At 67.2% G+C, this 20,454-nt stretch carries 18 protein-coding genes; 11 read left to right on the plus strand and 7 right to left on the minus strand.

Going from position 1 to position 20,454, the window contains the following annotated elements:
* Nucleotides 1-26: 26 nt before the first annotated feature.
* The 5 genes from KU884_RS19140 to KU884_RS01860 all read right to left on the minus strand — a co-directional run bounded on the left by KU884_RS19140 (nt 27) and on the right by KU884_RS01860 (nt 5,281).
* On the minus strand, nt 27-560 hold the full coding sequence (locus KU884_RS19140; protein WP_305793268.1) for a UGSC family (seleno)protein: 534 nt from the start codon (nt 558-560) through the stop codon (nt 27-29).
* Nucleotides 557-1,993, minus strand: coding sequence for a thioredoxin family protein (locus tag KU884_RS01845; RefSeq protein WP_167781020.1), 1,437 nt, complete (start codon nt 1,991-1,993; stop codon nt 557-559). Before KU884_RS01845 ends, KU884_RS19140 begins: the two co-directional genes overlap by 4 nt.
* Before the next feature lie 340 nt (nt 1,994-2,333).
* Nucleotides 2,334-2,537 carry a CsbD family protein gene (locus KU884_RS01850; protein WP_167781021.1) on the minus strand — a complete coding sequence of 68 codons (204 nt, stop codon included), beginning with the start codon at nt 2,535-2,537 and terminating at the stop codon, nt 2,334-2,336.
* A gap of 358 nt (nt 2,538-2,895) precedes the next feature.
* Nucleotides 2,896-3,750: a universal stress protein gene (locus KU884_RS01855; protein ID WP_167781022.1), complete on the minus strand. Its 855-nt coding sequence runs from the start codon at nt 3,748-3,750 to the stop codon at nt 2,896-2,898.
* A 37-nt stretch (nt 3,751-3,787) separates the two neighbouring features.
* On the minus strand, nt 3,788-5,281 hold the full coding sequence (locus KU884_RS01860) for a SulP family inorganic anion transporter (protein ID WP_167781023.1): 1,494 nt from the start codon (nt 5,279-5,281) through the stop codon (nt 3,788-3,790).
* Nucleotides 5,282-5,923: 642 nt separating this feature from the next.
* On the opposite strand from KU884_RS01860, the gene purU reads away from it, so the two are divergent.
* From purU to KU884_RS01910, 10 genes are read left to right on the plus strand one after another with little or no spacing between them, the layout of a single operon-like run.
* On the plus strand, nt 5,924-6,781 hold the full coding sequence (gene purU, locus KU884_RS01865; protein WP_167781024.1) for a formyltetrahydrofolate deformylase: 858 nt from the start codon (nt 5,924-5,926) through the stop codon (nt 6,779-6,781).
* A 7-nt stretch (nt 6,782-6,788) separates the two neighbouring features.
* On the plus strand, nt 6,789-8,030 hold the full coding sequence (locus tag KU884_RS01870; RefSeq protein WP_167781025.1) for an FAD-dependent oxidoreductase: 1,242 nt from the start codon (nt 6,789-6,791) through the stop codon (nt 8,028-8,030).
* Between the two features lie 2 nt (nt 8,031-8,032).
* On the plus strand, nt 8,033-8,305 hold the full coding sequence (locus KU884_RS01875) for a sarcosine oxidase subunit delta (RefSeq protein WP_167781026.1): 273 nt from the start codon (nt 8,033-8,035) through the stop codon (nt 8,303-8,305).
* Entirely contained in the window at nt 8,286-11,195 is a 2,910-nt protein-coding gene (locus KU884_RS19145) for a 2Fe-2S iron-sulfur cluster-binding protein (RefSeq protein WP_167781027.1), read from the plus strand. The genes KU884_RS01875 and KU884_RS19145 overlap by 20 nt, the downstream gene beginning before the upstream one ends.
* Nucleotides 11,192-11,671 (plus strand): hypothetical protein, encoded by a 480-nt coding sequence (locus tag KU884_RS01885; RefSeq protein WP_167781028.1) that lies wholly within the window; start codon nt 11,192-11,194, stop codon nt 11,669-11,671. The genes KU884_RS19145 and KU884_RS01885 overlap by 4 nt, the downstream gene beginning before the upstream one ends.
* A 19-nt stretch (nt 11,672-11,690) precedes the next feature.
* A complete protein-coding gene (gene glnT / locus KU884_RS01890; protein ID WP_167781029.1) occupies nt 11,691-13,025 on the plus strand; it encodes a type III glutamate--ammonia ligase in 1,335 nt (444 codons plus the stop codon).
* A 33-nt stretch (nt 13,026-13,058) separates the two neighbouring features.
* Nucleotides 13,059-13,985, plus strand: a complete 927-nt coding sequence (locus tag KU884_RS01895) for a glutamine amidotransferase family protein (protein WP_167781030.1) — start codon at nt 13,059-13,061, stop codon at nt 13,983-13,985.
* The gene (locus tag KU884_RS01900) at nt 13,982-14,665 is read left to right on the plus strand and encodes a protein glxC (RefSeq protein ID WP_167781031.1); all 684 of its coding nucleotides are present in this window, start codon (nt 13,982-13,984) and stop codon (nt 14,663-14,665) included. Before KU884_RS01895 ends, KU884_RS01900 begins: the two co-directional genes overlap by 4 nt.
* Before the next feature lie 10 nt (nt 14,666-14,675).
* Nucleotides 14,676-15,995, plus strand: a complete 1,320-nt coding sequence (locus KU884_RS01905; protein WP_167781032.1) for an FMN-binding glutamate synthase family protein — start codon at nt 14,676-14,678, stop codon at nt 15,993-15,995.
* Nucleotides 15,996-16,008: 13 nt separating this feature from the next.
* A complete protein-coding gene (locus tag KU884_RS01910; RefSeq protein WP_167781033.1) occupies nt 16,009-16,659 on the plus strand; it encodes a helix-turn-helix domain-containing protein in 651 nt (216 codons plus the stop codon).
* An 18-nt stretch (nt 16,660-16,677) separates the two neighbouring features.
* On the opposite strand, the gene KU884_RS01915 is transcribed toward KU884_RS01910, so the two are convergent.
* Both KU884_RS01915 and KU884_RS01920 read right to left on the minus strand, forming a co-directional pair.
* Nucleotides 16,678-18,630 carry a primary-amine oxidase gene (locus KU884_RS01915; RefSeq protein WP_167781034.1) on the minus strand — a complete coding sequence of 651 codons (1,953 nt, stop codon included), beginning with the start codon at nt 18,628-18,630 and terminating at the stop codon, nt 16,678-16,680.
* Nucleotides 18,631-19,033: 403 nt separating this feature from the next.
* A complete protein-coding gene (locus KU884_RS01920; RefSeq protein WP_167781035.1) occupies nt 19,034-19,237 on the minus strand; it encodes a hypothetical protein in 204 nt (67 codons plus the stop codon).
* Between the two features lie 233 nt (nt 19,238-19,470).
* Between KU884_RS01920 and KU884_RS01925 the strand changes: the two genes are divergently transcribed.
* Nucleotides 19,471-20,433, plus strand: coding sequence for an MBL fold metallo-hydrolase (locus KU884_RS01925; RefSeq protein ID WP_167781036.1), 963 nt, complete (start codon nt 19,471-19,473; stop codon nt 20,431-20,433).
* Nucleotides 20,434-20,454 lie beyond the last annotated feature (21 nt).

The following is a 20,454-nucleotide window of genomic DNA, read 5'->3' on the forward strand; positions in this document are numbered from 1 at the left end:
CCGGCCGCTCGCCAGCGGCGAGCCGGTCAGGCCGGTGATGCGTTCTGGACCAGGTGTTCGACAATGGTCTCGAACACCTGGTCCGCCAGGGCGCGTAACTCGTCGTCACGGCGGTCCTGGATCGGGTGATGCACGAACACCATGGCGGGGGAGAACCCCAGCGCCCGCGACTGCGCGGCAACCGCATCAACGAATTCCGTGGTGGCAACACCGACTCCCGGAATGCCTCGACCTTCAAGGTCTGCGATGTCATGCGTACAGCACGACGTGCAGGAGCCTCAGTCGGCCAGGCCTTCAACAACGAGGTCGCACTCCCGGGTCAGCTGCTGGTACAGCTCGGCGGGAGCGGGGCGGGTGAAGGTGGGCTTGCGGTAGTGCCGCACCGTGACGCCGCGATCGGTGAGCAGTTCATCCAGGCGCGCGAGGAATACGTCGCCGCGGGGCTTGGATATGTCCAGCAGTCCCACGGTGGCGCCGCGAAGGCTGGTCGGCCGCGGCGCCCTGGGGCGTTCGGCCGCGGAGCGCTCCGCGGTGGGATCAAGCAGTATCTGGTCGGTCATGAGCCGATCTCCCTGGTAACGGGTGAAGAGCCGATGGGGCCGGATGCGGCCCAGCCGGCAATGACAGCGGAAAACAGGCCGGCGGTGCCGCCCACGCGAACGATGTTCAGCCCGCCCGGCCGGAACTTGGGCACCGTCTTGTCGGCGAACTTCGCCGGCAGCCCCTCGGCAATGCCCTGCGCGCCGGCGATCATGTCCTCGCCGGGCAACTGCAGCAGTTGATCGAGTTCCTCCAGCAGGCGGGCCTTGGTCCAGCCCGCCGCCGCGAACACGTTGCAGTGCTCGGGCGAGACGGCGAGAAAGGCATCCCCCGCCATGGCGAGTTTCGGGTGATCCACCACCCGCAGGCAGGCGGCGAAGGTCCGCGCCAGGGATTCCGGCGTGCGGGATTTCTGGTCGACGACGCTCTGTACGCCCTCGCCGGCGAACAGGGTGACCGTGGAGGCCTCCGGTGAAAAGCCGCGTTGTACCGCAAGGCTTTCCCAGCACGGGTCCTCTGCCTCGGCAAAGCAGAAGGTGTACTTGCCCGGCGTGCCCATGGCGGCGCGGTCGATCTCGCCGGGGCGGCCGCCGCCGACATTGCGGATGACCAGCTGCAGCGCGCGGCCGATGGTGGCGTTGGCGCGATTGCCCTGCCCCAGGGCGTTGACGCCAGAGTTCATGCCGATGGACCGGGCCACCGGGCCGTTGACCACCACCATCGGCCCGCAGAACATGGTGGTGCACAGGATGCCGTGCATGCCGAACTCGTCCTCCAGCGCCGCCTCCACCGCGGCCAGGACCACTGGCATGTACTCGGGCTTGCAACCCGCCATCACGGCATTGATGGCCACTTTCTCCACGGTGCACGGGGCCAGGTCCGGTGGCACGTGGCCGATGACTTCGCCGGGGTCGCGCTGCGTTCCCCTGAGCATGCGCAGCACCCGCTCCGCCGTGGGTGGCACTACCGGCAGGCCGTCGGTCCAGCCGCGTTCGAAGCAGGCCTCCACCGGGTCCTCGGCGTCACCGACGGTTACCTCGCGGGCACTGAGACCGCTGTCGCCGAAGCGCACGGCCAGGGCTTCAGCGACGCCCGGGTCCTGGGTCTTCGAGCCGCAGCCGGGCCGCATGGGCGGCAAGTCCGCTCCCAGGCTCTCGCGTCCGCAGATGCGTTGCCAGTCGTCGCGATGCCAGCCGTAGGTGCGCTCGACTTCAGCGCCATCAGCCATGCGGAGCAGAGTGGGTACGATCTCGATGCCGAGCCGGTAGGAGGTTTCCAGGCTGGCGTCATGGAACTGGCCGGGGAGGTCGGCCGCGTAGGCGGGGTCGTCCTGGACGACGACTGTCAGCGGGGCTCCGTCCGCGGAGAGTTCACGCAGGACCGATTCCACCAGACCGCAGGTCGGGCAATCGCGCTTGGCGACCACAACAAGGCCGTCCGCGGGCGGTGACATGGGTGGCAGCCCCCAGTTAAGGCGCGGGCGCAGGCCCGACAGGGTTTCACTGCCAAAGTGCGCACCGCCAGAGGCATTGTCAAGCAAAGCGCGGCGCGACAACCTCGTCGCGTGCTCCTATACCTCCTGGCCCGTCCGGCGCTGCGTCGGGCAGGAGGCGGTGGCGGTCCCGACCCTCTTCAAGCGAGGCTCCCCCACATTATCTCATGCCGAGGAACGAGAGGATGAACACGACAATGACGACGAAACCGACGACGTAAATGATGCTATTCATGATAAGGCTTCCTTTAATTACTGAGTTCAACGGTGCCGCGCCACCGGCGCGGCGGGGTTTTCAGATTTAGTACGGCGTGAGCACAGGGCTCATTTTCGTTGCCTTGTGGGCATCGTCTTTCACATCGCCGTACCCGGCTTCGACCTTGCCTCCGTGTTTTTCGGCATTGCCTTCGCGCTCCATGGCACCCTCGCCCATGAGCCGGCCGGTGATTTCCTTGATCTTGCCCATGGCCGAGCCGGCACGGCCTTTCAGTTGGTTTTGGTTCATGACAGGTCATCCAGAGTGCGGTTCGTGGAGGTGGCTGCATCGCGACCGGAACGCGCCGTGATGCGGGATGAAGTTCTGAGACTAGTCGCATGGGGGACGGGAGTCGGTGCGCTCGCCAACGCAGGCGGGTGTGCACGGGTGCCCGGTGAGAAATCACCGGCGTCGGTGTACAGTGAGTGAATCGGTTGTGGTTGTCGGAGGCCTTGAGTGGTGACGAAGTCGGTTGGGCGCAGCATGTTCGCCCCGGTCCTGGTGCTGGTGGCCCTTCGCGCAACCGGCAGCCGTTGCCCAGCTGCCGCTCGCGGAACTGATCGAACAGCCGCAGGAACTGCTTGGAGACAGGAAAGCGACGTACGGATCAGCGCAGGATCAACAACGGGATCGGTGAGCGCATGATCATGTGCGACGTGGTGCTGCCCACGAAGAACTGACGCAGCCGCGACTGCCCGTAGGCCCCCATGGCCAGCAGGTGGATGTTGTTCGCCTCGCGGTAATCGCAGACCACCTCGTTCACGTCGCCGGATTTCACCGCCGTGGTCACGCTGAAGCCCCGCTTCTCCAGCCGCGCCCGCGGGGTTCCCAGCTTCTCGCGATTGGCGTCGGTCTCGGCCCCCACCATCAGGATATGCGCCTCCAGCCCCACCAGGAGATCGCTCCCGGCCAGCCGGTCCACCACCTTGTCGGCGGTGGCGCTACCGTCGTAGGCGATCAGAAAGCGCTCCGGTGCCCGGAACTCCAGGGGCACTACCAGCATCGGCGCGTGCAGGGTGCGGATGATGCTCTCCAGGTGGCTGCCAATATGGCGGCTGACCACGTCGCCGTCCTTGCCCTGCTTGCCCAGGACCAGCAGCCGTGTGTCCTCCTCCAGCGCCGACAGCGCCTCGGTGATATCGCCGTTGCGGAGCAGACGGCCGGGATCTTCCACGCCGGCGGCGCTGACGCGGGCAATGGCATCGGCAAGCACGGCCCGGCCTTGCTCCCGCACCAGCTTGCCGCGCTTCTCCTCCAGCTCCACCAGCTCCTCGAGCAGGTGCTCCCTGCTGCCCAGGGCAAGGTTGCCGCTGTAGTCGGGTTCGCGCTCGCCGTGGGGGTTGCGGACGACATGCACCAGCGTCAGGGGTGCCTCCAGGCGCTGGCACGCCCAGGCGGCATGGTCACAGACGGATTCGGACGAGCGCGAGCCGTCCACGCAGGCGAATACCTTTTCATTCATGATGCTCTCGCTCCCTGGCCGGCGCCCGGCTCGCGGATCAATGGCCCATCAGCCGGTCGATGGCGTCCGGCTTGTCGTGTACGGCGTGGCGGTCGACGATGGTGGCGGTGGCCTCGTTCATGCCCACGAGCTCCACGTCGGTGCCTTCGCGGCGGAAATTGACGACCACACGGTCCAGTGCCGCGACGGAGCTGATATCCCAGAAGTGGGCGCGGGTCAGATCAATGGTCACCCTATCGAGGTCTTCCTGGAAGTCAAAGGCCTTCATGAATTTCTCGGTGGAGGCGAAGAACACCTGACCGATGACGCGATAGGTGCGGTGCAGGGTCTGATCGTCCGGATGTTCGTTGGCATCGGAGCCCACGTGCAGGAACTGACTGACCTTGTTGGCGAAGAACAGGCCCGCCAGCAGCACCCCGGTGAGCACGCCGATGGCCAGGTTGTGGGTCAGCACGGTCACCGCCACGGTGCTGACCATGACGATATTGGTGCTCAGCGGGTTCTTGCGCAGGTTGCGGATGGAGCTCCAGCTGAACGTGCCGACGGCCACCATGATCATCACCGCCACCAGTGCGGCCATGGGGATCATCTTGAGCAGGGGCGAGAGAAACACCACCAGCACCAGCAGCACCAGCCCGGCCACCAGCGAGGAAAGCCGCCCGCGGCCCCCGGATTTCACGTTGATGATGGACTGGCCGATCATGGCGCAGCCGGCCATGCCGCCGAAGCTGCCGGCCACCAGGTTGGCGATGCCCTGACCCTTGCACTCGCGGTCGCGGTCCGTCTCGGTATCGGTGAGGTTGTCCACGATGCTCTGGGTCATCATGGACTCAAGCAGGCCCACCACGGTGAGCGCCAGCGAGTAGGGCAGGATGATCCACAGGGTTTCCAGGTTCAGGGGCACGTCCGGCCACAGGAACACCGGCAGTGTGTCCGGCAGCTCGCCCATGTCCCCCACGGTGGGCACTTGCATGCCCAGGGACCAGGCCAGCAGGGTGAGCACCACGATGGTCACCAGCGGCGAGGGAATGGTCCGGGTCAGGTAGGGCAGCAGGTAAATGATGGCCAGACCAGCAGCAACCATGGGGTAGACCGACCAGGGCACGTCGATCAACTCCGGGATCTGCGCCATGAAGATCAGGATGGCCAGCGCGTTGACGAACCCGGTCATCACCGAGTTGGAGATGAAGCGCATGACCCGGCCGATCTGCAGGTAACCGGCGATGATCTGCAGTACCCCGGTGAGCAGCGTGGCGGCCAGCAGATATTCCAGCCCGTGTTCCGCCACCAGGGTGATCATGAGCAGGGCCATGGCGGCTGTGGCCGCCGAGATCATCCCGGGCCGGGCACCGGTGAACGCGATGACCACGGCGATACAGAACGAGGCGTAGAGCCCCACCTGCGGGTCCACGCCGGCGATGATGGAAAAGGCGATGGCCTCGGGGATCAGCGCCAGGGCGACGATGGTGCCGGCCAGCACATCCCCCCGGATGTTACCGAACCACTCCTGCTTCACTCTGTACCAGTTCATGGGGCTTCCCTGTGGGGTGTCGGTACGACGTCGCGGCCAGCACGTGCTTGGAGCCGCGCGGGCAAACGAAACGTCTCGTGATCGCGGCGGCACCGCGATCGGCTCTCAATTGGGGTGATGGTGCGGGTCGGTCACCGTGATGCGCCGGGCGCAGGTGATGCCGGCCCCGGAATGCGGGCGTGCTGGCCGCGGCGGGTGTGTCCGCTACGGCAGCGCGATATGCCGGGTGTTGCTGGGCACGTTGCCTTATATTACTGACCGTCCAAGGGCGCGGGACACTACACCATTTCACGGTGCGGGGGAAGTAACGTCTTCCCGGCCGGGCGGGAAAGGCGGTGGGAGCCACGGGGTTATCGCATCCAGCGAGTGCGCGGTGCTGTCGGGGCCGTAATGGCTGCCCCGAAATGGGGCGCCTGCTGCACTCGGCTGCGCCATTTTGGCGCAGCCGGGGTGGCGCTGATCGCTGTTGCAAGCGTCTTGCGTTGGCGCTGCGGTGCCCTGGTATACACATGCGCTCTACTGCAATTGATTGATTTGAAGGGGTCCTCTCGGGTTGTCCGGCTGCCGCCGCGAGTGCTGCTTGCATCTGGCAGATTTGTTGCATTCCTTTTGAGAAACATTTTTTCTTTCAAGGAAACAAGCATGAGTGAGCGCCGCTTCAGACTGGTGCTGTCCTGCCCCGATGCCGTGGGCATCATTGCCGCAGTCACCCAGGGTATCGCCGGCCAGGGAGGCTGGATCACCGAGGCCCACCAGTATGCCGATGCCGAGAGCGGCTGGTTTTTCATGCGCTACGAGGTGCGTGCGGACAGTCTGGGCGGCGACGTGCAGCGCCTGGAGGCCATTGTCGCCCCCCTGGCCGAGCGCTTCGGCCTGACCTGGTCGGTCACTGATACCGCCGTGGCGCGTCGGGTGATGCTGTGCGTCAGCCGCCAGAGCCACTGCCTGTCGGATCTGCTCTATCGCTGGCGCAGCGGCGAGCTGGCCATGGAGATCCCCTGCGTGGTCTCCAACCACGAGGACATGCGCAGCTTCGTGGAGTGGCACGGCATTCCCTATCACTGCATTCCGGTGCCGGCGGATGGCCGTGAGGCGGCCTTCGCCGCCCTGGAATCGGTGATCGAGGAGTACCGGATCGACGCCGTGGTGCTTGCCCGCTATATGCAGGTCCTGCCCGGGTCGCTGTGCGATCGCTACCACGGGCGCATCATCAACATCCACCACAGCTTCCTGCCCTCGTTCGTCGGCGCGCGCCCATACCACCAGGCGGCGCAGCGGGGCGTGAAGCTCATTGGCGCCACCTGCCACTACGCCACCGCGGATCTCGACCAGGGCCCGATCATCGAACAGGACGTCATCCGGGTGAATCACCACAACACCACGGACGACATGGTCCGGCTGGGACGCGACGTGGAGAAATCGGTGCTGGCCCGCGGACTGCGCGCCCACCTGGAAGACCGGGTGTTCATTCACGGCAACAAGACCATTGTCTTCGGATAGGTGATCCATGCCCTTGCGGCTTCTGAAAATCGGCCTGCGCGGCGCTGACAAGGAGCCCCGGTTCTTTCCGGAGGCGTCGGAGCTGCGCGAGAGCTACGACGTGGTGATCATCGGTGGTGGCGGCCACGGGCTCGCCTGCGCCTATTACCTGGCCACCCGCCACGGCATCCGCAACGTGGCGGTGCTGGAGCAGGGTTACATCGGCGGCGGCAATACCGGGCGCAATACCACCATCGTCCGCTCCAACTACCTGACGCCGGAAGGCGTGCGTTTCTACGACGCCAGCGTGCGCATGTTCCAGGGGCTCTCCGAGGAGCTGGACATCAACCTGTTCTACTCCGAGCGGGGTCACTACACCCTGGCCCATTCCGACGAGGCCATGCGCACCATGCGCTGGCGCGCCGAGGTGAACCGCCATCTGGATGTGGACAGCCAGGTGGTGGACCGCGAGGCGGTGGGCCGCGGCATCCCCGGTATCGATCTCGACTGCGGCGGCTCGCAGCCGGTAATGGGGGCGCTGTACCACGCACCGGGGGCCGTGGTCCGGCACGACGCCGTGGCCTGGGGCTACGCCCGCGCCGCCGCCAACAACGGTGTGGAAGTGCACCAGAAGACCCGGGTCACCGGCATCAAGATGGACAAGGGGCGGGTCTGCGGCGTGGCCACGGACCGGGGCGACATCCGCTGCGGCGCGGTGGTCTCCATGGTCGCCGGCTCCACGCCCCGCATCACCGAGATGGCGGGGCTGTCCACGCCCATCGAGATCTTCCCGCTGCAGGCCTGCGTCACCGAGCCGGTGAAACCCTTCCTGGACACCATCGTCGTCTCCGGCAGCCTGCACGTGTACCTGAGCCAGTCCTCCCGGGGTGAGCTGGTGATGGGGGCGTCGGTGGACCCGGCGGTGCTCCACAGCACCCGCTCGTCCTTCGAGTTCGTCGAGGGTCTGGCCGATCGCATCATCGATCTGTTCCCGTTCACCGCCCGGCTGCGCATCAACCGGCAGTGGGCGGGCATGAGCGACATGACCCCGGATTTCGCCCCCATCATGGGGACCACGCCGCTGCCGGGCTTCTACCTGGACGCCGGCTGGGGCACCTGGGGCTTCAAGGCCACGCCCATCAGCGGCAGCACCATGGCGGATACCGTCGCCAACGACCGCAACCATGAACTGATCCAGCCGTTCCGCTTCGATCGCTTCACCGACTTCCAGTTGGTGGGCGAGAAGGGCGCGGCCTCCGTGGGGCACTGACCATGCAACAGCTTGACTGCCCGATCATCGGCCGCCGGCCCATCAGCGAATTCGTCTACGGCGGCGAAGTGCGCCGGCCACCCGCCGGCGACGCGCCGCTGGCCGAAGTAGCGGATCACGCCTTCAATCGCACCGGGCAGCCCACGGTGCTCCGGGAGTGGTGGTTCCACCGCCCCACGGGGCGCTGGTTCGTGCTGGAGCGCGACACGCTGACCAACGTGGTGGAGCGCGTCGTCCCGCCGCAGGAGGTGGCCTATGCCATTCCGACGCTCTGAGGCGGGGCCGCGGGAGTGGATCGACCGCCAGCGGACCGTGCAGTTCACCTTCGAGGGCACCCGCTACCAGGCCTTCGCCGGTGACACCATTACCTCGGCGTTACTGGCCAACGGGGTGCAGTTGCTCGGGCGCAGCTTCAAGTACCATCGACCCCGCGGCGCCCTGTCCATGGCGAACCACGACATCAACGCCCTGTTCGCCACCGCCGACGACACCAATGTCCGCGGTGACGTGACCCCGGTCACCGACGGCCTGGACGTGCGCCCGGTGAACGTCCGTGGCAGCCTGGCCCGGGACGCGGACCGCCACATGGATCGTCTCGGCCGCTTCCTGCCCGCCGGCTTCTATTACAAGGCCTTCCACAAGCCGCGCTGGCTGTTCCCGTACTGGGAGCGGTTGATCCGCCGCCGTGCGGGACTCGGCGCCGTGGACACGGCGTGGACGCCGCAGCGCCGGCCCAAGCGCTACGGCTATTGCGACGTGCTGGTGGTGGGCGGCGGCCCTGCTGGCCTGCAGGCGGCCCTCAGCGCCGCCGAGGCGGGGCTGGAGGTGCTGCTGGTGGAGGAGAATCCGCACCTGGGCGGCAGTCTCGACCATCAATGGGCTACCGAACCCGCGGCGGCCGCGCAGCGGGAGGAGCTACTGGGGGCAGTGGCGGCCAGCCCCGGTATCCGCGTGCTCACCTCCGCCGTGGCCCTGGGGTTCTACACCGATCACTGGGTGCCGGTGTCCACCCCCGAGGGCATCATGAAGGTGCGTGCCCGCGGGGTGGTGCTGGCCACCGGCGTGATCGAGCAGCCGGCGGTATTCCGCAACAATGACCTGCCGGGGGTGCTGATGGCCTCCGCCGCCCAGCGCCTGCTGCACCGCTTCGGCGTGCAGGCCTGTGAGCGGGCGGTGCTGCAGGTGAACAATGCGGAAGGCTTTGCCGTGGCGGAGGACCTGCGCCGCGCAGGCGTCGCGCTGCAGGCCGTGGTCGCCTCCGGCCCCGGGGTACAGGAAACCGACGCTGCTGCTCTGCAGGATGCCGGGGTGCCGGTGCATTTCGGCTGGGCGATTGTCGAGGCCCACGGCGACGGTGCGGTGGCCGCGGCCACCATTGCCCCGGTGGACGCCGCCGGCGTTCCGGACCAGACCCATGCGCGCCGGATCGACTGTGACGGCGTGGTGACCAGCGCCGGATGGGCCCCCGCTGGCCACCTGCTCTACCAGGCCGGCGGGCGGTTCAGCTACGACGATACCCTGGAGATGCCGGTGCCCGTCGCCTGGCCCGAGACCGTGGTGCCGGCTGGACGCGTGAACGGGGTGTTCGCCCTGGACAGTCAGCGCGCCGACGGCCGTGATGCCGCGGCCCGGCTCGCCGCCGCGCTGGCCGGTGAACCGGTGCCGGACGCCACGTCCCACCGCGACACCCGGGCGCACGCCACGCCGTGGCCGGTGGTGCCCCACGCCAAGGGCCGGGAGTTCGTCGATTTCGATGAAGACCTGCAGTACAAGGACCTGATTCAAGGCGCCCGGGAAGGCTTCGACAACGTGGAGCTGCTCAAGCGCTTTACCACCGTGGGCATGGGGCCCAGTCAGGGCAAGCACTCGAACCTCAACGCCTTCCGCATCCTCGCCCGGTACCTGGGGCAGGGCATGGACCAGACCGGCACCACCACCGCCCGCCCCATGTATCACCCCGTGCGCCTGGAAGACCTGGCCGGACGGCGCATGCGCCCCTGGCGGGAGACCCCGGTGCAGGCCCGGCACGGCGAGTACGGTGGGTTCCTGATGGAGTCGGGCGAGTGGGAGCGGCCGTCGTTCTACGGCGAGGAGGCCGACGCGGCGGCGGTGATCGCCGACGAAGTGACTGCCGTGCGTACCGGGGTCGGCATTATCGACGTCTCCACCCTGGGCAAGATCGAGGTGGTGGGCCCGGGCGCGGCGACCCTGCTGGATGGCAGCTACACCATGCGCCAGGGCAACCTGCGCGCCGGTCTGACCCGCTATGCCCTGCGCACCGACGACACCGGCGTGATCGTGGACGACGGTGTGATCGGCCGGCTGGCGGACGATCACTACTATCTCACCGCCACCTCCAGCCACGCCGAGGGCACCTACCAGACCCTGACCCGACACGCCCTGGAGTGGGGCCTGGACGTTCACGTGGTCAACCGCACCGGCCAGCTCGGCGCCCTGAACCTGGCCGGCCCCCTCAGCCGCCGGTTGCTCGAACCCCTGGTGGACGTGGATCTCAGCGAGGCGGCGTTGCCGCGGCTGGGCATGACGGACGCCCGGGTCTGCGGTGCATGGGCCCGCCTGCTGCGGGTGGGGTTCGTGGGTGAGCTGGGCTACGAGATTCACGCTCCGGTGGACACCATGGCGCGCATCTGGGACGCCCTCATGGAGGCCGGTGCGCCCATGGGCATCCGTCCCTTCGGCGTCGACACCCAGCGGGTGCTGCGGCTGGAGAAGGGGCACATCATCGTCGGCCAGGACACCGACGGGCTCACCAACCCCTTCGAGGCGGCCATGCCCTGGGCCGTCCACCTGAAGAAACCCTGGTTCGTCGGCCGGCCGGCCCTGGCCCATCTCAAGGGCGCGGAGCAGCGGAAACTGGCGCGCTTTGTCATGGCAGCGGACGCGGATCAGCCCCTGCCGCGGGAGTCCCATCTGGTCATCCGCGACGGCGCCATCGCCGGCAGGGTCACCAGCATCGCCCGCAGTCCCACCCTGGGTCGGCCCATCGGCCTGGCCATGGTGGACCGCGATCTGGCGGAAGGGGGGCAGACGCTGGCCATCCGTGGCGATGGCGGGCGGATGCTCGACGCCGAGGTGGTCACCGAGACCTTCTACGACCCCGACAGCCTGCGACAGAACGCCGATGCACCGGAGGTGACGCCATGACGTTGACCCTGGAGACACACGTGGACCTGCACCTGTGGGAGCTGGTGGGCAGTGGCGCCGATGACGCCCTGCGCGCCTCGGACCTGCCGGTGCCCGGTGACGAACTCACCGCCGTGGAGCACGGTCCGGGGTTCGTGGCCTGTACCGGGCGTAACGACTACCTGATTGCCGGCGAGGGGGAGTGGCACCAGTCGCCGCAGACCCCGCCCTGGCTGCTGCAGCGCAGTGACCGGGTCATGCGCCTGACCGGGGCCGGCTGGAATGACGCCCTGACGGAACTCTGCCCCCATGATCTCGGTGCGCTGCCGCCCGGTGGCTGGCTCATGGCTGCCGTGGCGGGCGTCAATGCCTGGCTGTTCCGGTCGGCGTCAGCCCCGGACAGTCTGCTCCTGGGGTGTGACCCGTCCTACGGGGCGTACCTGGAGTCCATGCTGCAGTCCGTTGTCCGCGATCCCTCGCGAATCAATCCGTCTTGATGACCCATGGAGATGAGCCATGTTGCCCACTGACGTCCAGAGCCTGCTGAAGGACAACGATGTCCGTTTCGTACTTGCCCAGTTCGTGGATATCCACGGCGTGGCGAAGACCAAATCCGTGCCGGCGCACTGTCTGGAGAACGTGATCAACGACGGGGCGGGCTTCGCCGGTTTTGCCGTCTCCGGGCTCGCCATGGAGCCCCACGAGTCCGATTTCATGGCCAAGGGCGATCCGAGCACCCTGACCCTTGTCCCCTGGCAGCCGGGCTATGCCCGCATCGCCTGCACCGGGTACGTGGACGATGAGCCCTGGCCGCTGGATTCGCGCTATGTGCTGCAGCGGCAGCTGGAGCGCCTGAAGGAGCGCGGCTGGACCCTGAATACCGGGCTGGAGCCGGAGTTCTGCCTGTTTCAGTCCCAGCACAACGGGCACCTGGAGCCGGTGGACGAGAGCGATACCCTCGACAAGCCCTGCTACGACTACAAGGGCCTTTCGCGCTCGCGGGGCTTTCTGGAAGCGCTGGTGACCAACCTCCAGGAGGTGGGTTTCGACATCTACCAGATTGACCATGAGGACGCCAACGCGCAGTTCGAGATCAACTACACCCACAGCGATGCGCTGACCTCGGCGGATCGCTTCGTGTTCCTGCGCATGGCCGCCGGCGAGATCGCCCATGACATGGGCATGATCTGCTCGTTCATGCCCAAACCCATCTCCAGCCGCACCGGCAACGGCATGCACTACCACATGTCCATCGAGGACGCCGCCGGTACCAACCTGTTCCATGACGACAGCGACAGCCGCGGCCTGGGGCTGTCGAAGATGGGCTACCACTTCCTGGCCGGGCTGCTGCACCATGCCCACGGCCTGTGCGCCCTGGCCGCGCCCACGGTGAACTCCTACAAGCGGCTGGTGGTGGGCGGTTCCGCCTCCGGGGCCACCTGGGCGCCGGTGTACGTGACCTACGGCGACAACAACCGCTCCTCCATGGTGCGCATTCCCTACGGCCGCCTGGAATACCGGCTGCCGGATGCCGGCTGCAATCCCTACCTGGTCACCGCCGGTCTCATCGCCGCGGGTCTGGACGGCATCGACCGGGAACTGGAAGCGGGCGAGCCCCACAACGTCAATCTCTACAACTACACCGCCGCCCAGTGCGAGGAACTCGGCATCGGCATCCTGCCGCAGACCCTCAATCAGGCCCTGGACTGCCTGGAGGAGGACAGCCTGTTCGCCGACACCCTGGGGCAGGGCATTGTCGGGGAGTTCATCCGCATGAAGCGGGCCGAGTGGATCGAGTACAACCGCCACGTCTCGGAATGGGAAATCGAGCGCTATGCGCAGTTCTTCTGAGGCGCGGCGTCACCGGAACGAAGGAGTCACATCATGTGCGGCATCGTAGGCCTTTACCTGAAGAACGAGGCGCTGCAGCCCCGGCTGGGCGAGCTCTTCCAGCCCATGTTGCTGGCCATGGGCGATCGCGGCCCGGACAGCGCCGGCTTTGCCATCTACGGCGATGACGTGGGTCAGGATCGCCTGAAGTACACCCTGCAGGCCGAGGATCCGGCCACCGACTGGCAGGCGCTGGCCGATGGCCTGGAAGCCGATCTCGGTGCCACCGTGGAGTGGTTCCGCAACGCCACCGCCGCGGTGTTCAAGACCGCCGCCGACTCCGGGCAGGTGCGTGCCTGGCTGCGGGAGCGGGCGTCCGGGGTGCGGCTGATGAGCGTCGGCCACAGCATAGAAATCCTCAAGGGCGTCGGCCATCCGCGGCTGGTGGCCGAGCGCTTCGGGCTTGCCCGCATGCAGGGCACCCACATCATCGGCCACACCCGCATGGCCACGGAGAGCGCGGTCACCATGGAGGGCAGCCACCCCTTCTCCACGGGGCATGACCTCTGCCTGGTGCACAACGGCTCCCTGTCCAACCATAACCGGCTGCGGCTGCAGCTGGAGCGGGAAGGTCTGGAATTCGACACCGACAACGACACCGAGGTGGCGGCGGCCTATCTCACCTGGCGGCTGGCAGAGGGCGACAGCCTCACCGGCGCGCTGGAACGGTCGGTGGGGGATCTGGACGGTTTCTACACCTTCACCGTGGGCACGCGGGACGGCTTCGCCGTGCTGCGCGATCCCATCGCCTGCAAGCCGGCGGTGCTGGCAGAGACCGACGATTACGTCGCCATGGCCTCCGAATACCGTGCCCTGGCCGGATTGCCCGGGATCAGCACCGCCCGCGTGTGGGAGCCGGAGCCGACCCGCGTGTATGTCTGGGAGGGGAGCCCGCAGCGCAGCCAGGAGACCGGTACATGAAGACGATCAGCCTCGCGGAACATTCCGTGCGGGACGTGAACCAGCTGCTGCACGACCAGGCGCGCGAGCTCACCGAGCCCGAATGGCGCATCACCGACACCGATGGCCGCCACGCTCTGGCCTGCGGCCTGGATCAGGAGCTGCACGTGGTCATTGAGGGCCATGCCGGCTACTACTGCGCGGGCATGAACCAGAAGGCCACGGTGGAAGTGAACGGCACCGTGGGCGTCGGCGTGGCGGAGAACATGATGTCCGGCCGCGTGCACGTCCACGGCAATGCCTCCCAGTCCGCCGGTGCCACCGCTCACGGCGGGCTGCTGGTGATCGACGGCGACGCCTCGGCGCGCTGCGGCATCTCCATGAAGGGCGTGGACATCGTCGTCGGCGGCAGCGTCGGCCACATGAGCGCCTTCATGGGCCAGGCCGGCCGGCTGGTGGTCTGTGGCGATGCCGGCGAGGCCCTGGGTGATTCCATCTACGAGGCGCGCCTGTACGTGCGTGGCTCGGTGGAGTCCCTGGGTGCCGACTGCATCGAGAAAGAGATGCGCGAGGAGCATGTCAGCGAGCTGCGCGAACTGCTGGCGCAGGCGGGCATGGAGGCCGATCCGGCGGAGTTCCGCCGCTACGGCTCCGCGCGCCAGCTCTACAACTTCCAGGTGGACAACGCCGATGGCGACTGAGGAGGCTTCAATGGACGATCACGGCGAACAGTGGGGTCTGCGCGAATCGGCGACCTTCGACCGCGGCACCATCCACGAGATCCAGCGTGCCGCGGACACCGGCATCTACGACATCCGTGGTTTCGGCGCCAAGCGCAAGGTGCCGCACTTCGACGATCTGCTGTTCCTGGGGGCGAGCATGTCCCGCTACCCCCTGGAGGGCTACCGGGAGAAATGCGGCACCGACGTGGTGCTGGGCGACCGCTTCGCCAGCAAGCCGCTGCACCTGGACATCCCGGTGACCATCGCCGGCATGAGCTTCGGCTCGCTGTCGGCCAATGCCAAGGAGGCCCTGGGCCGCGGTGCATCCGCCGTGGGCACCAGCACCACCACCGGCGACGGCGGCATGACCGACGAAGAGCGCGGCCAATCGCGCACGCTGGTGTACCAGTACCTGCCGTCGCGCTACGGCATGAACCCGGTGCACCTGCGCATGGCCGATGCCATCGAGGTGGTGCTGGGCCAGGGAGCCAAGCCCGGCGGCGGCGGCATGCTCATGGGTCAGAAGATCAGTGACCGGGTGGCCGAGATGCGCACCCTGCCAAAGGGGATCGACCAGCGCAGCGCCTGCCGGCATCCGGACTGGACCGGTCCGGACGATCTCGCTATCAAGATCGAGGAACTCCGCGAGATCACCGACTGGGAGAAGCCGGTGTTCATCAAGATCGGCGCTAGCCGCACCTATTACGACGTCAAGCTGGCGGTGAAGGCCGGCGCCGACGTGGTGGTGCTGGACGGCATGCAGGGCGGTACCGCCGCCACCCAGGAGGTGTTCATCGAGCACGTGGGTATTCCCACCCTGGCGGCCATTCCCCAGGCGGTGCAGGCCCTGCAGGAAATGGGCATGCACCGCAAGGTGCAGCTGATCGTCTCCGGCGGCATCCGTAACGGGGCCGACGTGGCCAAGGCCATGGCACTGGGCGCCGACGCGGTGAGCATCGGCACGGCGGCCATGATCGCGCTGGGCTGCAACCATCCGCGCTGGGAAGCCGACTATGAAAAGATCGGCTCCGCCGCCGGTTTCTACGATGATTACCACGCCGGCCAGGATCCGGCCGGGATCTCCACCCAGGATCCGGAGCTCTCCAGCCGGCTGGATCCCGAGCTTGCGGGCCGCCGCCTGGCGAACTTCCTGCGGGTGATCACCCTGGAAGCGCAGACCATCGCCCGGGCGTGCGGCAAGTCCCACCTGCACAACCTGGAGCCGGAGGACCTGGTGGCCCTGAACATGGAAGCCGCCGCCATGGCCCGGGTGCCGCTGGCGGGCACCGCCTGGATTCCCGGTCAGTAACGGCGGCCGCACCATGAGCGACGGCGACGCCCCCTTCGTCCCCAAGACGCTGGCAACGCGGTACACCCACAGTGGTGACCGCATGGGGCTGGAGCGCTACATCGGTGCCATGCTGCGCCAGAAACGCCTGGCGCAGGGGCTCACCATTGCCGATGTGGCCGAGCTCGCGGACCTGAGCCGCGGCATGGTCAGCAAGATCGAGAACGGCCAGGTTGGGACCAGTCTGGACTCGCTGGAGCGGCTCACCGTGGCGCTGGGGCTGACCCTGTCCCAGCTCTTCCGGGACTATGACTCCCCCGAGGGCGGTGCCCAGCACATCAAGCGCGGGGAGGGTCTGGAAGTGGTCCGGCGGGGTACCCGCAAGGGCCACACCTACCACATGCTCGCCTACCACCGGGGGCAGCCGCGGAACTTCGAGCCGTTCCTTATCTCGATGGATGACGAGAGCGAAGCGTTCCCCACCTTTCAGCATGAAGGCACGCAGTTCATCCACATGCTCCAGGGCGTGATCGAGTATCGCCACGGCAAACAGGTCTACCTTCTCGAGGAGGGCGACTCGTTCACCTTCGATGCCCAGGTACCCCACGGCCCGGAACGGCTGGTGGAGGTGCCCATCCGCTTCCTGGCCGTGACCGTCTTCGGCGACGGTCACGGCACGGGCTGAGTGTGCTGGGACGGAATCCTAAGCGCAGCAGCTGGCCGCGTTCTTCCCCGCCGGCAGGTTGATGGCCGGATTGCGGTCGAAGAAGCCGGATGGCATCAGCTTGAACCCGCAGGTCACACAGGGCTGCACCGGGTAATCCTCCGGGCGCACCGGATGATGCAGGCCGAAGACGTGCCACAGCACCACGTCGGTGTCCTCGACGTCACGATCCGCCGCGGTCCAGGCGGGCAGGCCCTGCCCCGGCGCGGAGTGATTGACGAACTCCCCCACCGGGTAGCGCTCGTCCTTGTGGAAGGGAGTGACCCAGAGGTGATTCTGGATGAAGCCGCCACGCTGACCGGAGGGTGAGTCCGGGTGGGTAAAAGGCGTCACCGTGTCCGTGGGTTCGAGCTTGAAGGCAGTGGGCTGACCCACGGCGTTGCGGCGGTTCCGGTTGACCACCTTCCAGTAGCGCATGGTTTCGGCGTTGGCGCGCCGCTGCGCCTGCTGCTCCGAGACCAGAGGCGTTGCCTCCTCGTGGAAGGCGTTACCGGTGGGGTTGTCGGGGCCGGGGGGCGGGGCGGTGGTATTGTACTCCACCACCGTGTTCTCCGGCCCGTCCACCTCCATGTCCAGCCGCGCGCAGAACAGGTGCTGGTGGATCTGGCCGGCAACCCCGGGGGCCACCTCGTTGGCGTACTTCGAGGGCTTGCCGGGTTCGCAGGCCACGGTATTGATGATGCCCGTGGCCTTCATCTCGAACTCCACCATGCCGGTCTGGTAGAGGTACCAGTAGGAGGCGTACTCGTAGTTGCCCACGGTGGAGATGGAGGAGATCACCAGCCGGCGCAGGCGCCGGACCTCGGTGTGGTCGGTGCGGAAGTCCCAGTGCTTCCAGGCGATGCCGGTGTCTTCCTCGTGGATGCAGATGGCGTTCTCGATCTGCATGGGCTCGCCGTCGATGCCGTTGACGTAGGCGTCCAGGTAGCGGATGGCACCGAGGCAGTCGCAGCCGAGTGTCAGGGAGTTGGCCAGCTTGCCCAGGCCGTATTCGCCGATGTCGAAGACGTTCTTGCGGCGGTGGCCCGGTTCCGGGCTGCCGTAGGGCACCACCATTTCCGCCAGGGAGGCGCGGTAGAGCACCGAACGGCGCTCGCCGCCATCCTCGGTGTAGCCCAGGGTGTGCAGGGTAAGGCCCTCGCGGGCATTGAAGCCGATGCGCACGTCCCAGCCCTGCCAGCGCAACAGGTTCCCCTCGATGCTGAAGCTGGGGCCGTCGTTCTGGACCACGTCCAGGGGCTTGATGCCGTTGCGGGTGGCGCCCACCAGGTCGGCCTCGTAATTGGACTCGCCCCGGGGTACCGGCACGGGGTCCCGGTCCGCGTAGTGATCGTCCACGCGGATCACCTCCATGGTGTCGATGTCCACCACGGCGTTCACGCCCTCAACGGGGTGGGCATAGAAGTTGTCCCGGGGGTGATTGCGTACCCAGGCGAAGGTGTGGGAGAGCCGGCGCCCCTCCTCCCCGGGGACGTCGAAATTGCCCGCCGACCAGGGGTCCACGCACACCAGCGACATGTCCTCGATGCCGCGGCGCCGGCAGGCCTTCACGAATGCGGGATCGGCCTTGACCGCATCCTCCACGCCCATGAACTCCTCCAGCATGATCATCGGGCGCGCGTCGGGAAGGTGCTCCCGGGACAGGATGCGGTGCTCGGTGAGGGAGAGAATCCCGAGCGTGACCCCGATGCTGCCGGGGCGGGATACGACAAAGCGCACCTGGCGGTCCACCGCCTGTCCCGGTTGCCACGCGTGCACGGTGGCCTTGTCCGGCTCCTCCAGCACCAGGCGTTCGAAGCGCAGGTCATCCGGGCCGAGCGCTTCGCGAAGCATTGTCGCAGCGGCGCGCATCTCCTCAGGGCCCAGCGGGTCGAGGGGATGAAAGGTGTCGGCGGCGGTGGTTTCCGCCGTGGGGGTGTTGGCAATGGCCATGGTTCAGTACTCCGGCATGCGGCACCCGGCCGCGTGGTTGGGTCGGTTCAGCGTCTCCTGCAGGCAAGTATCGTTGAAAATTGACGCCTTTCCGCAGCTCTGCAAGACATTTGCCAGGCGGCCTGCCACGGTGGTGCTCCGTGATCGGTGGGGGTGTTGCTCGGTAAGCAATTGAACGGTCGGGATGTTTGTTGGTCGCGGTCACTGTGCCTGGGAACTCTGTAGCATTTCCCTGGCACAGCCGGATTGCGCCGTGTTGGTGCGCTGGTGCACGGGCATGCCCGAAAACGGGCACGCCGGGTGCTATCGGCGTAGGCGCTGTTGCGAATCGGCTGTTACCGGGGGTGTCCGGCGGCACGCGCGCGCATGAGCCAGAGGGTCCGGTGTCCTGGCTTACAGGACACTAACCGCGGATCACGCCGCCCGATTGCTGATACCGTCTGGCTTCGTTGAGCAGGCGCTGCTCGAGGGTTTCGAGGTCCTCCTGCTGTCCTTCGTCCCGGCTACGCCGTTCGAGTTCGGCGTCGATGCGCTGGAGCAGCTGGCGCAGCGAATGATCCGGCCATGCGTTACGATCAGTGAAAGCCGGGTTGGAATGACTGGGCATGCAATCCTCCAATGGTGAGTGGTTCCGGGGTCGGTTACGGTGTCCGGGGATGCGTGCCTGAATGTGGGCACCCTGTCCGGTCCTTTCAAGGGATGGGCGCTTCCCGCACAGTCTGCCCGCGGGATCCGCCGGATCCTGTTTAGGACCGTCCGTTCCTCGTCGGGGTTCCCGATGGCATGATCGGGCAGTCAGTATCAGTGTTATTTGCCTGATTGGCGAGAGGGGGATTGCCCATGGCGATAGAGGACATTACCGATTACGCGTCCGGGGTCACTGCGATTGATGCGCATTTTGCCGGACGGCCGGGTCAGGTGGCCAGTCATCTGCTCGTCGACAGTGGCGAGGCGGCGCTGGTGGATGTCGGCAGCAACTTCTCCGTGCCCCACCTACTTCGAGGGTTGGAAGCCAAGGGCGTGATGCCGGAGGCGGTGCGCTACCTGTTCGTCACCCATGTGCATCTGGACCATGCCGGTGGCGCCGGTGAGCTCATGCGTCACCTGCCACGGGCTACTCTGGTGGTGCACCCGCGCAGTGCCCGCCACATGATCGACCCCACGGCCCTGTTCGAGGGAGCCCGGGGTGTGTTCGGGGACGAGGTCATGGCCACCCACTACGGCGAGCCGGTGCCCGTGCCCGAGGACCGCGTGCACATCGTCGATGACGGCGACCGGCTGCCGCTGGGGCGACGCAGCCTCCGGTTCCTGGATACCCCGGGGCATGCCAACCATCACTACTCCATGGTGGATGAAACCAACGCCCTGGTGTTTGCCGGGGATACCTTCGGCGTCGCCTACCGCTCCCTGATCAATGCGCGGGGCGCGTTCACCTTTCCCTCCACGGCCCCGGTGCACTTCGACCCGGACGCGGCACACCGGTCCCTGGACCGGCTTCGGGACCTCAAGCCGGACGCCATCTACGTGGCCCACTTCGGCGAAGTAACCGAAATCGACCGCCTGGCGGATGATCTCCATCGCGGTCTGGACGCCCACGTGGCCATCGCCGAGCGCCACGCCGATGCCGGTGACGGGCAGGTGCGCGCCATTGCCGCGGACCTGCAGGCCTGGTTGCAGGAGGCTCTGCGTGCACACGGCGTGGAACTCTCCGACGCGCAGTTCCGGGATACCCTGGGGCTGGACCTGGAGATCAACGCCCAGGGCCTGGCCGTGTGGCTGATGCGGCGGGGGGCTGGGCGCTGAGCCCCCGCGGCTCAGGGCTGC

The organism is Aquisalimonas sp. 2447 (genome assembly GCF_012044895.1).
Taxonomy (GTDB): Bacteria; Pseudomonadota; Gammaproteobacteria; order Nitrococcales; family Aquisalimonadaceae; genus Aquisalimonas.

Coding starts and splice junctions, on each gene's coding strand:
- purU (WP_167781024.1), top strand. CDS start 5,924: ATGAGTGAGCGCCGCTTCAGACTGGTGCTGTCCTGCCCCGATGCCGTG.
- KU884_RS01845 (WP_167781020.1), bottom strand. CDS start 1,993: ATGTCACCGCCCGCGGACGGCCTTGTTGTGGTCGCCAAGCGCGATTGC.
- KU884_RS01910 (WP_167781033.1), top strand. CDS start 16,009: ATGAGCGACGGCGACGCCCCCTTCGTCCCCAAGACGCTGGCAACGCGG.
- KU884_RS01850 (WP_167781021.1), bottom strand. CDS start 2,537: ATGAACCAAAACCAACTGAAAGGCCGTGCCGGCTCGGCCATGGGCAAG.
- KU884_RS01860 (WP_167781023.1), bottom strand. CDS start 5,281: ATGAACTGGTACAGAGTGAAGCAGGAGTGGTTCGGTAACATCCGGGGG.
- KU884_RS01915 (WP_167781034.1), bottom strand. CDS start 18,630: ATGGCCATTGCCAACACCCCCACGGCGGAAACCACCGCCGCCGACACC.
- KU884_RS01925 (WP_167781036.1), top strand. CDS start 19,471: ATGGCGATAGAGGACATTACCGATTACGCGTCCGGGGTCACTGCGATT.
- KU884_RS01875 (WP_167781026.1), top strand. CDS start 8,033: ATGCAACAGCTTGACTGCCCGATCATCGGCCGCCGGCCCATCAGCGAA.
- KU884_RS19145 (WP_167781027.1), top strand. CDS start 8,286: ATGCCATTCCGACGCTCTGAGGCGGGGCCGCGGGAGTGGATCGACCGC.
- glnT (WP_167781029.1), top strand. CDS start 11,691: ATGTTGCCCACTGACGTCCAGAGCCTGCTGAAGGACAACGATGTCCGT.
- KU884_RS01895 (WP_167781030.1), top strand. CDS start 13,059: ATGTGCGGCATCGTAGGCCTTTACCTGAAGAACGAGGCGCTGCAGCCC.
- KU884_RS01870 (WP_167781025.1), top strand. CDS start 6,789: ATGCCCTTGCGGCTTCTGAAAATCGGCCTGCGCGGCGCTGACAAGGAG.
- KU884_RS01885 (WP_167781028.1), top strand. CDS start 11,192: ATGACGTTGACCCTGGAGACACACGTGGACCTGCACCTGTGGGAGCTG.
- KU884_RS01855 (WP_167781022.1), bottom strand. CDS start 3,750: ATGAATGAAAAGGTATTCGCCTGCGTGGACGGCTCGCGCTCGTCCGAA.
- KU884_RS01900 (WP_167781031.1), top strand. CDS start 13,982: ATGAAGACGATCAGCCTCGCGGAACATTCCGTGCGGGACGTGAACCAG.
- KU884_RS01905 (WP_167781032.1), top strand. CDS start 14,676: ATGGACGATCACGGCGAACAGTGGGGTCTGCGCGAATCGGCGACCTTC.
- KU884_RS01920 (WP_167781035.1), bottom strand. CDS start 19,237: ATGCCCAGTCATTCCAACCCGGCTTTCACTGATCGTAACGCATGGCCG.